Below are 12,653 nucleotides of genomic sequence, written 5' to 3' on the forward strand. Positions count from 1 at the left end.
GACGATCAAAAGCGCCGCATTTCACTGAAGGGAACGGGCCATGCCATCCGGGCTAGACGCCTATTCCCGTCTGATCGCGATGCTGAAAGTCGTGCTGCCAATGGGCGCACTGGCGATGATGGCGACGCTATTTCTGTTCGCGCGCTCAAACACCCCGCCCGAGGAAATCCCCTATAGCGACATTAACCAGATCGCGCAGGACCCCCGCATCTCGCAGCCGCGCTTTAGCGGGGTGGCGGGCGATGGCTCGACCCTGTCAGTGATCGCGGACGAGTTGCGCCCCCTGCCCGGGTCCGAAGGCGAGGCATTCGGCAGCAATCTGCGGATGCTGCGCCCCGAGGGAGACGCGATCTTGCCGGGCGGGCGCACCGTCAGCCTGGTCGCGGGCGAGGGCACCTATGCCTCGCTGCCGCAAATCGCGTATTTCGGCGGGCTGGTGCATATCCAAAGTGGCGACGGCCTGCATATGGAAACATCGGGGATGACCATCGACATGCCCGCAGCCACGCTGGAAACCGATGGTGCGATGGAGGCGCGGTCGCCCTTTGGGCAGTTGACCGCCGGCCATATGATTGCCACGTCGGGAAATGCACAAAACGGGGTGCAAATGGTTTTCTCGGGCGGCGTGCGACTGCTATATCTGCCGCAAGGAACCCGTCCGGGCGAAGATGCGCCGACGACAGAAGGAAGCACTGAATGAACTGGCTGCGCCCGCTTGGCCTTGTCGCCGCAATGTCGCTGTCGCCTGCCGCGCTGCTGGCGCAAACCAGTATCGCTATGCCGGGGATGCGGGCTGACCCCTCGCAACCGGTCGAGATTACGTCAGAAACCCTGAATGTGAACCAAGGCAGCCAGACCGCGATCTTCAGCGGCAATGTAGTGATTATTCAGGGCGATATCCGCATTGGCGCGCAGATCGCGAATGTCAGCTATAGCAGCGTGACCAGCCAAATCACCCGTATTTTGCTGGAAGGCGGCGTCACATTCACCACCCCGACCGAGGCTGCCGAATCCGACCGCGCCACCTATGATATCGGCGATGGCGCGCTGGTTTTGGAAGATAACGTGCTGCTGACCCAAGGCGGGCTGATCATGGCCTCTGACCGGATGGCCGCGGATCTGGCCGCTGGCACCGCGCAATTGGATGGCAATGTCCGCACCCGACTGCCGGGGAATTAAATGGCCCCGTTGATCCATCCCGCGCCCGAAACGGGTTTGCATGTGCGCCATTTGCGCAAAAGCTATCGCCGCCGCACCGTGATCCGCGATGTCAGCCTGCGATTGGAACGCGGCGAGGTTGTCGCCCTGCTGGGGCCGAACGGCTCGGGCAAGACCACATGTTTCTATGCGATTGCGGGCCTTGTGCAGGCCGATGACGGGCAGGTCAGCCTGGACGGGCGCGATGTGACCAACCTGCCGATGTATCGCCGCGCGCGCCTTGGCATCGGCTATCTGCCGCAAGAGATGTCGATTTTCCGCGGCATGTCGGTCGAGGATAACATCATGGCGATATTGGAAATCGCCGAACCCGACCATGCCCGCCGCCGCGAAAAGCTGGAAGAGCTGCTGGCCGAGTTTTCAATCACCCATATCCGCCGCTCGCCCGCACTGGCGCTGTCGGGGGGCGAGCGGCGGCGCGCCGAGATCGCGCGCTGTCTTGCCGCCGGCCCCAGCTATGTGCTGCTGGACGAGCCCTATGCCGGCGTCGACCCCATCGCAGTGGCAGAGATTCGCGCATTGGTTGCGCAGCTGAAAACCCGCGGTATTGGCGTGCTGATCACCGACCACAATGTGCGCGAGACCCTAGAGATCGTGGATCGTGCCTATATTTTGCACGATGGACAGGTGCTGATGTCAGGCACGACCGCTGAAATCATCGCAAATGACGATGTGCGCCGTGTCTATCTGGGCGCTGACTTTTCAATGGGCTGACCCTTGCGGATCACAATACGTCACATCCAATTTCGTTGACTTTGTAACAGCTCTGATGCGTGAATAGGGGTGACGGAACCCCGCAAGAAAGGAGGATCCACGAGCGACGCCCCCGGCTTGCGGGTGCCGTCGAGGACCTGTCCGCCGCAGAACCGCGGCGGCAACGCTAGCAGGAGGAATCCATGCGTTATCAGATCAGTGGAAAACAGATTGATGTCGGCGAAGCGCTGCAATTGCATGTGCGTACCAAAATCGACGAAATCATGGAGAAATACGCCGCACGGCCTACCAGCGCCGTCGTGCTTTTCTCGCGTATCGCCCATGAATTCACATGCGAGATTACGGTCCACTTGTCATCGGGTCTGATCGCCCAGTCGCGCGGTCGCGACAGCGAGGTCTATATCGCCTTTGGCCAATCCGTCGATCGGATGGAGAAACAATTGCGCCGCAGTCGGCGCCGCCTGAAAGACCATTACGCCACGCGTCCGCTGCCGGTTGAACTTCTGGCCGGATCCTCCTATATCCTCGCGCCAATAGAGGACGATGACGAACACGAGAGCGAGGACAACCACCCCACGATCGTGGCGGACATGCCAACGCAGATCCCCTCGCTTTCGGTGGGCGAGGCCGTGATGCAAATGGAATTGGCAGATGCCCACGTCTTGATGTTCCAAAACGAGAAACATGGCGGGCTGAATGTGGTCTACCGTCGCGAAGATGGTAATATCGGCTGGATCGACCCGCGCAACTCCGGATTATAAGACCCGGAAAGACAGGATCCCTTATGAAGCTTGGCGATATCCTTCAGTCCAATGCAATCAAGGTGCTCGCAAGTTCGAGCAGCAAAAAGCGCCTGTTCCAAGACTTGGGCGAGCTGGCAGAAACCTGCTATGGCCTTGATACGGAACAGGTTGTGACAGCACTTTTGGAACGCGAAAGCCTTGGCCCGACCGGTGTCGGCCACGGCGTCGCCCTGCCCCATGCCCGCATGGATGGCATCGATAGCGTCCAAGGGATGTTCATCCGCCTTGAAAAGCCGATGGATTTTGATGCGATTGACCGCCAACCGGTGGATCTGGTCTTTGCACTTCTGGCCCCCGCACATGCGGGGGTCGACCACCTGAAGGCACTGGCACTGGTGTCGCGCACGATGCGCGACCAGAATGTGCTGTCAAAGCTGCGGGCGAATTCAGACCCCGCAACCTTGCACACGATTCTGACCGACGCGCCCGCTACGCAGCTGGCGTAAGATTAGCTTTCACCGCCAGATGCTGGCGGTGAAGCCACGTCTCGTTGATGAACGTGCCAAAGGGGAACAGGCTGAACAGGAATGTCCGCAGCCAGCCCATGACGCCGGTGCGCAGCCCCGGCAGAACCACAATCATCCCAATGATATAGGCCAAAAACGCATAGCCGTGGATCATCCCGGTTGACCGGATCAGGCTGTCATTATCCCAGATATATTTCATCGGCATCGCCACCAGAAACAGCGCGAGGGTGGTGAACCCTTCGAATACGGCGATGATGCGGAACAGCCCCATGGCAGGGTCCTTCCAGCGCGGAACAGATTTCATCTGACACTCCTTTGCAGCGCGTGATGAGCAGGGTTTCATCATGAAACCCAAGCGGTTGAAAGGTGGCTCTGGCAGGCTTCCTGCGAACGTGATTAGCTGCAAAGCAACGCTTTGCACAGGATGTCCGATGACCTTTGATCGCAGCCCCAAAATTGCCCCCTCGATCCTTTCGGCGGATTTCGCCAATTTCGGGGCCGAGATTCGCGCCGTCGAGGATCAGGGCGCCGATTGGGTGCATGTGGATGTGATGGACGGGCATTTCGTTCCCAATATCACCTTTGGCGCGGTGGCGGCGGCGGCGTTTCGTCCGCATATTCGGACGGTCATGGATGTGCATCTGATGGTGGCGCGCCCCGATGACTGGATTGCCGATTTCGCCCGTGCAGGCGCGGATGTGATCACTGTCCACCCCGAATCCGGGCCCCATATCCACCGCACGCTGCAATCCATCCGCAAGGCGGGCGCAAAGGCGGGCCTCGCGCTGAACCCCGGCACGGGCCTGGACGGCGTGCAATGGCTGTTGGACGACATTGACCTGATCTGCGTGATGAGCGTGAACCCCGGCTTTGGCGGGCAAAGCTTTATCCCCGCCGCGCTGCCCCGGATCGCGGCCCTGCGCGCCATGATTGGCGACCGTCCCATTCATATCGAGGTGGATGGCGGCGTCGTCCCCGACAATGCGGGCGCGATCATCGCCGCCGGGGCCGATGTGCTGGTCGCAGGCTCGGCCGTGTTCAAGGGCGGCTCCACCGCCGCCCCCGAAGTCTATGGCCGCAATATCGCGGCCCTGCGCGCGGCTGCTAGATCAGGCGCGTGATGGATTTGCGGCGCCAGACAAACCAGTAATACAGCGCATTCAGCACCATCATCATGCTGAAGTTCACGGCATAGGCCCACCAGATGCCCTGAATGCCGAACATACGAGACCACAGGATCGCCAGCGGCACCTCGAGGGCGACGATGCAGAAAATACCCACGATCATCGGGGGCAGCACCGTGCCCGATGCACGCATGATGCCGCCCAGCACAGCGCCCGCCCCGAACAGGATGCTGGACCATGTCACGATATGCAGCAGCAGCTCGCTCAGGGCGACAACCTCGGGGTCGGTGACGAACAGCCCAACCAGCAGGCCCGAACCAAGATAGACGATCAGAACCAGCGTGCCGGTCAGCACCAGGTTCATGATCAGCGCCGTTTTCGCCACGCGATGCAGCTGGTCGACGCGGCCCGCACCAATCGCCTGTGCGCCAAAGATCGACGCCGCGATCGAGATCGAGATCGCCGGGAACTGCACATAGCTGAGGACCTGGTTCACCGCCCCAAAGGCCGCCGTCGCATTCGATCCGAACGCATTCACCAGCCCGACGATCACGATGCCCGCAATCGCGCCGGTCATCATCTGAATGCCGGTCGGAATACCCAGCTTTAGCGTCAGCAGCAGGATCTTCAGATCGGGCTTCAGGTTGCGCACCAGCGCCGCATCGGGCGCCATTGGGTGCCGCCGCCAATGCAGATAGAACCCCAGCGCCACGGTTGAGACCGTAAACGCGATCATCGAGGCAAAGGCCGCGGCCTCGACCCCCAGTTGCGGCAAGCCGAACCAACCCAGAATCAGCGCGGGCGTGATGAACGCGCCGATGACCGTCGACAGCAGCAGTGAATAAAGCGGCGTCACTGTATCACCGACGCCCCGCAGCATTGCAGACGAGACGAAGAACAGGAAAATCACCGGCATCGACATAAAGCTGATCCGCGCAAAGCGGACCGCATCATCCAGAATATTTGCGGGCGTGCCCAGTAACATCATCAATTCACGCGCAAAAGTTGCCGTCAGCGCGCCGATGATGATGCCGCCAATCACAACGACCGTCAGGATGGTGCCGGTGATCGCCTTGACCTTCTCATGCTCACGCGCGCCAAAGGCCTGCCCGATCAGCACTGATCCGCCCGCCGACATGCCGATCAGGAACGAGATGAACAGGAACATGATCGGAAAAAACACCGATGCGGCGGCCAAAGCCTCGGTGCCCAGCAGCCGACCAACAAAGATGTTGTTGATCGTCCCCTGCAGCGATTGCAGGATATTGGCGGCCATCATCGGCAGCAAAAAGAAAAGGAAAGTCCGCCAGAACGGCTTTTCAGTCGGTGTCATTGGTGGTGTCCCGCAAGAAATGGGGCCGTGTCGATCGAAGGCGCCAATCGCGCGGGGCTTGCCCAACAGGCGAGCCCGTCAGGCGGGTTCGATGATACACCGGCCCTTGCGGCATATACGGCCCGGCGCAATGACGCTAGTGTGATTTTAGAAACGAGATGTGCAGCGGGGGCGCATGATGCGGGCTTTGATCATTATCGACATGCAGATGGATATGCAGCACCGGCTGGATCGCGGGCAGGATAGCGTGAACCCAGATGCTGGCGACAAGATCGCGGCGCTTGCCCGGCATTTCCGCGCACAGCGCCTGCCGGTCATCCATATCCGCCACCGCGAGGATCACCCCGCCTCGGACTTCCACCCCGATGCGGCGGGTTTCCCGCCAATGCCCTGCGCCCTTGCGGCGGATGGCGAGGCGGTTTTCGTGAAAACCACCTCGTCCAGTTTTACATCGACCGGGCTAGAGACCCATTTGCGCGAAAATGGCCTGAGCGATCTGACCGTGGTCGGTGCGGTTGCGGGCTTTTGTATCAATAGCACCGTGCGCCATGGCGCGGATCTGGGCTTTCGCATGACGGTGCCGACCGACGCCGTGCTGGGGTTTTCGCTGCCCCATGCAAACCAATCCGCGCAAGTGATCTTCGACGTGACCATGGCGCATCTTGGCGCGGATTTCGCCGCGCTGACAGATACCGCGGCGCTGTTAGATCGCTGACAGCGGCCGCCAATCACCAAAACCAAAGGCCATGTAATCACGGGCGTAGGCCTCGCGCGCCAGACCCTCTAGCGCGGGCGAATAGATCCGCGCCAAACGCGCGGCGTGGGGGTCGGGCTGCGGCTGCAGGTCAGGTGGGCTGCTATGGCCGATCTGCATGCTGATCAGCGCCAGACCCTCGGCCAATTCATCCTCGCGCAGCACCATATCGGGCACGACGAATTGCGCGAAACCTTGCAGCAAGTTCGCCTGCGAGGCCCAAGACGGGTCGATGCGCAGCGCGGTCTGGCTGGACAGGTTCGCTTTCAGGAAACCTAGGAAAATCTTGAACGCCTCGGCATGGAGCAGATCATCGGCATGGACGATGACATCGCCCTCAGGGATCGGCATGTTGAACTGGCGGACCAGATTGTTGCGGATCTGGCGGAAACCTTGGCCATCTTCGCATAGGATATGCTGGCAAAACGCATCATGGGCGCGCGCCAACGGGTGGCGCAGCACGGTGAAACTACGATGACCGGGGCGCGCCAGCATCCACTGGCGCATACTGCGCATGGTGAAATCCTGTATCGGCGCGACGTTATCCAATGCCTGCAACCACCCCACCACCTGATCAACCGGCCCCGAAAGAATGGGAAGATACAACAGATTGCTTTTACCAGCGGCGATATAACCCGGCACGCCCGGGCCACGACGGGGTTCAAAATTCGGGGTGCGCGACAGGTTGAAACGATCCAGCCGCGCCAGCGATTGCTCCATTTCGGCGAAGTTTTCGACCTTGTCAGCGATATCTTCGGGGTTTTGCTTTTTCACCTTCTGGTCGAGCATTTCAAGCCGCCCTGCGACGCCCAAGAAAGCGGCCAGCCCGTTCAGCACCTGCAGATCATGCAAATCGTCGTAATCGATGTAAAAGGCGGTCTGGCCGGTGACCTGCAACCCGTGCATCAGGGTCAACTGGAATTCCTGATGCGCCTGCAAATGCGCCTCGAACTCGGGACTGTCAAAGCTGACCACCTCGCGGCGCGCCTTGGTGATATTCGTCACTTTCCACTGGCCGGTCGCCGACGCGATCTTGCGGCTGATATAGCTATCGATCGGGTTGCGGGTCAGGATGATCTTTGCGACCTTTGGGTCAGGCAGGATTTTCCCCAAAACGCGGGGGTCGTGATTGCTGAAAAAACGAAATCCTTGCAACACGCCATCTGGCTTGCCGCGTATTTTTTTCAACAGCGGCGCAGGATCGTCCAGGCGATCCTCATAACTGATACCCAACAGCTCGGTCAGATTGGGATAGCCGATGAACTGCGAATTGAACGCCTCGCCCAGACAGGCGACACCGGGAATTGTGTTCAAATTCGTCTCGAGGAAGTTCGATCCCGTGCGCATTTCGGCAAATACGACAAAGCTGTCAAAATCGGGCATTGATCACCTTGGTAGATAGGGCTTTGGGCGTGCTTTGCCCGCGGCGCGCGCCGTCGGGGTCAGATCGCCCATTAAATAGGGGTGCATTCCGGAATTCTTCAGCTCTTGCAGGAACTCGCTGAGACCTTCAAGCTCATAGAGCGGCGGCAGATCAGTCAGCGAGACATGCCCCGCGCCGATATTGACCATCGCCTCTTGCATGACGGCGCGATAGTCGATCAGGAATTCAGACAGCGACCAAACCCGCACCCGCGTGCGCGACCAGTCCGATCGCAGCGCCTCGATATGTTCGGCCTCCAGCTTTTGCAGCTCGGCCGCCTGCGCGCGGATGCGTTCGGCATTGGCGCCCGCGCGGAACATCGGCACGATCCAAGCGCCTGAAATCACGCAGATACTGGCGTTTCTGTCCTTGGCAATCGCCCAGGTGATCGCCTGATTATCTGCCGGGCCAAATTGAAAGACCTGCCGCTCGCCCCGGGTGTTCCAGATCAGGTTCGTCAGGAACATCGCTGGGTTATAATCGCGCAGCGGCGCGCTGTCGGACATACTGCCTGCGAAAATCGACACGCCGCCCGCGAATTCAACGCGTTCAGGCCCGAACAGATGGCCGTGGACGCGCCCGCCTGCGGTCTGTTGCAGCCATGGCTCGAACCCTTGGATGACCTCAGAGAACCCTTCGAACACGGCATAGGGGGCGGCGGTCAGGATGTCGCGGCGCCCGGTCGCGGGAAAGCGGCTTTGCATATAAAGCCCGATCCGCCCACGTCCGCGCCGATCCGAAGCGCTGGCAAAGAGCCGGTCGATCTTACCCGGATCTGGCAAACCGCGGTCCGGATCGACGGGGCGATCCTCCAAAAAGGTAGTGTACAGAACATCTGCACGCGGCCATGCCTTGCGCGCCATAAAGCAGTTCGAGCGGCGCAGCAGCTGCAGGTGATCGTCATAGAACACGGCAGGCCGTCCCTGCCGGTCGAATTTCGCCAGCGTCAGCGAGGCGCTTTCGATCTGTTTCGAATGCAGCCGCACCAAGGTCTGGAAATAGCTTTCATCCGGAATCCACACCCAGCGGAAATAGCTATCAAATTCGCGCCGGCGCGGATCGTTCACAATCGCATCCAGCGTTGTGCGCGTCAGGCACCACCATTGCGCCCCCAGATGCGGTACGATCCCCGCCGGCATACGCCGTTTGATCCGCAGCAAGCGCTGCGAGCCGACCGCAATATCAAACAGCCGCCGCTGATAGCGCCACGAGAATGGAAACCGCAGGGAAAAACGTTCATCCGACAGACCGCCGACGATCCACGGCACCTCGGCGGTGGTGGCGCTTTCTATGAAATCAACACCCGGACGCTCATCCAAAAACGCCTGCAATTCCGCCGATGGACGTAGCGGCAGGCAAGAGCCTGAACTGAGCAGGATACGTGTCGCCTCGGGAAAGCGGCGCAGCATGACGTCGGATGCCGCCAGCGTCGCATCAACGATCCCCCATTGCCCCCATTCGCAGGCTTTGCGCGGGGCAAAAGCCACCCGATCCCCCAAATCGGCGATATCGGTGACAAAAGCATCATAAATTCCGCGCGGCACTTTTTTATCGATGTGCACAACGACCGGACTACCGCCACGCACCCAGAACCGCACCAATTGGGCCACACGGTCAAAGTCGCGATGCGCCAGCATGACAATACCAAGGGTCATGCCCAATTCCCCTTGGACATCAGGCCCAGCACTTCCAGCTGCCGCCAATTGATATAACGCACGCTTTGATCCGACCACAGCCGCGTGTCATCATCCAGCGTCTCGGTATAGGCGCGATATTCGGCCCCCCCGCGATAGTGTTCGGCACGCCCAGCCTCTTCGGTTGCGCGCGCGACCAAGGTGCCGACGAATTTCGTATGGATCAGCACACCTGACGCCTTTTCCCCACCCCAGCTATCGTAAACCAGATTCAGCCCCGCGGCAAAAGCATATGGGTCGAGCTGACATAGACCATATGCGAGGCCCATTTAACCAATGGTATCTTGTTCAGCGCCGGCGCACCGATGGGATTATCGCTAAAAAAAGCACGCGCCCGCACACCCCCCTGAATCCAAAGGTTTTTCAGGCGCGGGTTGCGGCTGATCGCATAATTGCCGCTGTCGAACCATGGCGCAACTTCCAGCGGGTTCTGGCCCTCGCGATAGGTGGCGGCTGCAATCGGCCCCTCGGGATAGGTGTCCAGCAGCATGGCGGAAAATGACCGCAGCTCTAGCGCGTCCAGCCAGTCCGTCAGCGCGCGCAAGGGGCGCGTATCGCAATGGGGATAGACCAGCAATTCATCCGCATCGACCGTGATGATCCAATGTCCCGTGCCATAGCGGCGCGAAATATCATTCATCCAATCAATACCATAGCGCGCCCGCGCATAGCTGGCATTGGTTTGGAACAGCGACAGATCCGGCTGATCGCGCAAATATTCCACCGTGCCATCATCCGAGCCGTTATCAATGACCAGAAAATGGCCGACGCCCATTTTGCGGTAATAATCCATGAAATATGGCAGGCGGACGCGTTCATTGCGCACTGTGGTGACAAGCAAGATCGCATCGGGCGCGATCTGCGCCGTGCGGTCCATTGTCAGCTTCAGGTCCCGCCCGCGGATCCGTGCCCGCAGCAGCCCCAGCAGTCGCTGATTTCGAAGTCGCCAGGTATCAAGAATTGGCACGGTTCAATTGTCCGGGGGTCAGGGGCATTCACAAAACACACTGGCAGGTCACAAGAAAGATACAAAAACTTAGCATAAACGGCATTTTGCCCGGATTTCTATTTAAAAGCGAGCGTCATATCCACCCGCCTCGCGATAGCAAACCCAGCGCCTCTAGTTGCCGCCAACTGGTCAAACGTGTCGAATGTTCTGACCATAGCGTAGGATGCTGGGTCAGCGCCGCATGATAATCACGATATTGCGCCGGACGGGCAAAATGCTGCCCACGTTGTAGCTCTTCGGCGGATTTCGCGACGATCGTATCCATGAACTTCGTGTGCAGCAGCACACCCGAGGGCATTTCCCCAGCCTCGTTATAGAACCAATTCAGCCGCGCAGGCAGTGCCGAATGGGTCGAATTGACGTAAACATAATCACGATGCCAAAAGATCAGCGGTACTTTGGTCAGTGTTGGCCCTTTTTGCGGCGCATCTGAAAAAAAGACACGCGATCGCACGCCGCCCTGTATCCATAGATTCTGCATCTTGGGTTGCACTGCGATGGTATAATTGCCGGCATCGAACCACTGGAGTTGATCCAGCGGGTTGCGCGCAGAGGCAGCACTGCCCAGCGGGCCTTTGGGGTAAAGATCCAGCATCATCGCGGGAAAGCGATCCAATCCCTGCCCGCGCAGCCAATGCGTCAGCGCATAAAGATCGCGCGTCTCGTAATAGGGATAGATCAGCAGCTCATCCACATCCAGCGTCAGGCACCAGTGGCCGTGGCCATAGCGCGCCAACAAAGATGTGGCCCAGTCCAGACCGAAGCGCGCATTGCGATAGGCCGCATCTGTAACCCACAGCGAAACATCGGGTTGCGCGGCCAGATAATCACGCGATCCGTCGTCAGAGCCGTTATCGACACATAGGAAATGGCTGATTCCGCGCTGCCGGTGATGTTCCAAAAAATGCGGCAACCGCTGCATTTCGTTGCGCAGCACAACAACTGCCAGAATGTCATCCGCACCGATAGCGGCGGTGCGATCGTACAGCGGGCGCATCACGCCGCGTGACTTCAGCGACCGGCGCAGCAACCGCCTGCGCCGCAAATCCAAACGGATATTATGATCGGCCGCAGCGATTTTCTGCTGCAGCCGACCCATTAGCCCCGAGGTCTGATCAGACCGTTGCACCAAGTTCGTCGTTCACGATGTGGCGCAGGTAATCAGCCAGCTCTTCGCGCAGCTCGGGATGGTTCAGGCCGAAATGCACCGTCGCCTGCAAGAAACCCGCTTTCGATCCGCAGTCAAAGCGCTGACCATCGAAACGGTAACCGCAGACCTTGCCACCTTTGGCGAATTCGGCGGCAATGGCGTCGGTCAATTGAATCTCGCCACCTGCGCCGGGTTTGATCTCGGTCAGGTTCTGCAAAACACGCGGCGACAGGATATAACGGCCGATCACCGCAAGGTTCGACGGCTCGGTGCCCAGCTTTGGCTTTTCAACCATGCCCTTGGCCTCGACCAGACGGCCCTCGCCAGCTTTCACATCCAACACGCCATAGGAAGAGATCATCGAATCGGGCACTTCCATCGTCGCAACGAGGCAGCCTTCATTGCCGATCTCTTCATAGGCTTCGACCATCTGCTTGAGGCACGAGGGCTGCGCCGCGATCACATCATCAGGCAGGATAACGGCAAAGGGCTCGTCCCCGATCAGCTTGGACGCACAGGCAACCGCATGACCCAGACCTAGCGCCTTGTGCTGGCGCACATAGGCAATGGCGCCGCTGTCCATATTGCTGGGGGCCAGCGCCTCAAGCAGCTTGGTTTTACCGGCGTCCAGCAGGGCGCGCTCAAGTTCAGGGTTCTGGTCGAAGTAGTTTTCCAGCGCAGATTTACCGCGCGCAGTGACGAAGATGAAATCGGTAATACCGGCCTCGCGGGCCTCGTCGATCGCATATTGGATCAAGGGGCGGTCAACCAGCGTCAGAACTTCCTTTGGCACGGCCTTGGTAGCGGGCAGAAAACGGGTACCCAGACCTGCGACGGGGAATACAGCTTTGCGAACTTTCCTCATTGGAAATCTCTCTCTGTTCTTTAAAATCGTGCCTGTTGTCAGGCTAATGTTGTAACGCTTTTGTGCGGCAATCAAGGCCGCCCGTGGCCCACCGCAAAA

At 59.5% G+C, this 12,653-nt stretch carries 13 protein-coding genes and 1 pseudogene; 7 read left to right on the forward strand and 7 right to left on the reverse strand.

From position 1 onward, the window contains the following. Positions 1 to 40: 40 nt before the first annotated feature. The 5 genes from KVU_RS11510 (at position 41) to KVU_RS11530 (ending at position 3,181) form a co-directional block, all read left to right on the forward strand. A complete protein-coding gene (locus KVU_RS11510) occupies positions 41 to 700 on the forward strand; it encodes a hypothetical protein (protein WP_013385409.1) in 660 nt (219 codons plus the stop codon). Further along, positions 697 to 1,179, forward strand: coding sequence for an LptA/OstA family protein (locus KVU_RS11515; RefSeq protein WP_013385410.1), 483 nt, complete (start codon positions 697 to 699; stop codon positions 1,177 to 1,179). The genes KVU_RS11510 and KVU_RS11515 overlap by 4 nt, the downstream gene beginning before the upstream one ends. Continuing rightward, positions 1,180 to 1,932, forward strand: coding sequence for an LPS export ABC transporter ATP-binding protein (gene lptB, locus KVU_RS11520; protein ID WP_013385411.1), 753 nt, complete (start codon positions 1,180 to 1,182; stop codon positions 1,930 to 1,932). 182 nt (positions 1,933 to 2,114) lie between these two features. Beyond that, on the forward strand, positions 2,115 to 2,693 hold the full coding sequence (hpf, locus tag KVU_RS11525) for a ribosome hibernation-promoting factor, HPF/YfiA family (protein WP_013385412.1): 579 nt from the start codon (positions 2,115 to 2,117) through the stop codon (positions 2,691 to 2,693). Between the two features lie 23 nt (positions 2,694 to 2,716). Then, positions 2,717 to 3,181 (forward strand): PTS sugar transporter subunit IIA, encoded by a 465-nt coding sequence (locus tag KVU_RS11530; protein ID WP_013385413.1) that lies wholly within the window; start codon positions 2,717 to 2,719, stop codon positions 3,179 to 3,181. Here the strand turns inward: KVU_RS11530 and KVU_RS11535 are convergent. Further along, positions 3,165 to 3,506 carry a DUF3817 domain-containing protein gene (locus KVU_RS11535; RefSeq protein ID WP_013385414.1) on the reverse strand — a complete coding sequence of 114 codons (342 nt, stop codon included), beginning with the start codon at positions 3,504 to 3,506 and terminating at the stop codon, positions 3,165 to 3,167. The genes KVU_RS11530 and KVU_RS11535 overlap by 17 nt on opposite strands. A gap of 127 nt (positions 3,507 to 3,633) precedes the next feature. On the opposite strand from KVU_RS11535, the gene rpe reads away from it, so the two are divergent. Continuing rightward, positions 3,634 to 4,323, forward strand: coding sequence for a ribulose-phosphate 3-epimerase (gene rpe / locus KVU_RS11540; protein ID WP_013385415.1), 690 nt, complete (start codon positions 3,634 to 3,636; stop codon positions 4,321 to 4,323). Here rpe and KVU_RS11545 read toward each other — a convergent pair. Continuing rightward, positions 4,307 to 5,659: an MATE family efflux transporter gene (locus KVU_RS11545; protein WP_013385416.1), complete on the reverse strand. Its 1,353-nt coding sequence runs from the start codon at positions 5,657 to 5,659 to the stop codon at positions 4,307 to 4,309. The two genes, rpe and KVU_RS11545, sit on opposite strands and share 17 nt — an antisense overlap. Positions 5,660 to 5,834: 175 nt before the next feature. Between KVU_RS11545 and KVU_RS11550 the strand changes: the two genes are divergently transcribed. Continuing rightward, positions 5,835 to 6,374, forward strand: a complete 540-nt coding sequence (locus tag KVU_RS11550; RefSeq protein ID WP_013385417.1) for an isochorismatase family protein — start codon at positions 5,835 to 5,837, stop codon at positions 6,372 to 6,374. On the opposite strand, the gene KVU_RS11555 is transcribed toward KVU_RS11550, so the two are convergent. The 5 genes and pseudogenes from KVU_RS11555 to KVU_RS11575 form a co-directional block, all read right to left on the reverse strand. Next, positions 6,363 to 7,796, reverse strand: coding sequence for a hypothetical protein (locus KVU_RS11555; protein WP_014538034.1), 1,434 nt, complete (start codon positions 7,794 to 7,796; stop codon positions 6,363 to 6,365). The genes KVU_RS11550 and KVU_RS11555 overlap by 12 nt on opposite strands. 3 nt (positions 7,797 to 7,799) lie before the next feature. Continuing rightward, on the reverse strand, positions 7,800 to 9,491 hold the full coding sequence (locus KVU_RS11560; protein WP_014538035.1) for a DUF5927 domain-containing protein: 1,692 nt from the start codon (positions 9,489 to 9,491) through the stop codon (positions 7,800 to 7,802). Further along, a pseudogene (locus KVU_RS11565) lies at positions 9,488 to 10,497 on the reverse strand (glycosyltransferase family 2 protein). Before KVU_RS11565 ends, KVU_RS11560 begins: the two are co-directional and overlap by 4 nt. 115 nt (positions 10,498 to 10,612) lie before the next feature. After that, on the reverse strand, positions 10,613 to 11,638 hold the full coding sequence (locus tag KVU_RS11570; RefSeq protein ID WP_013385421.1) for a glycosyltransferase family 2 protein: 1,026 nt from the start codon (positions 11,636 to 11,638) through the stop codon (positions 10,613 to 10,615). A gap of 16 nt (positions 11,639 to 11,654) precedes the next feature. Further along, positions 11,655 to 12,554 (reverse strand): UTP--glucose-1-phosphate uridylyltransferase, encoded by a 900-nt coding sequence (locus tag KVU_RS11575; RefSeq protein ID WP_014538036.1) that lies wholly within the window; start codon positions 12,552 to 12,554, stop codon positions 11,655 to 11,657. Between the last annotated feature and the right edge of the window lie 99 nt (positions 12,555 to 12,653).

Source organism: Ketogulonicigenium vulgare WSH-001 (genome assembly GCF_000223375.1).
GTDB lineage: Bacteria > Pseudomonadota > Alphaproteobacteria > Rhodobacterales > Rhodobacteraceae > Ketogulonicigenium > Ketogulonicigenium vulgare.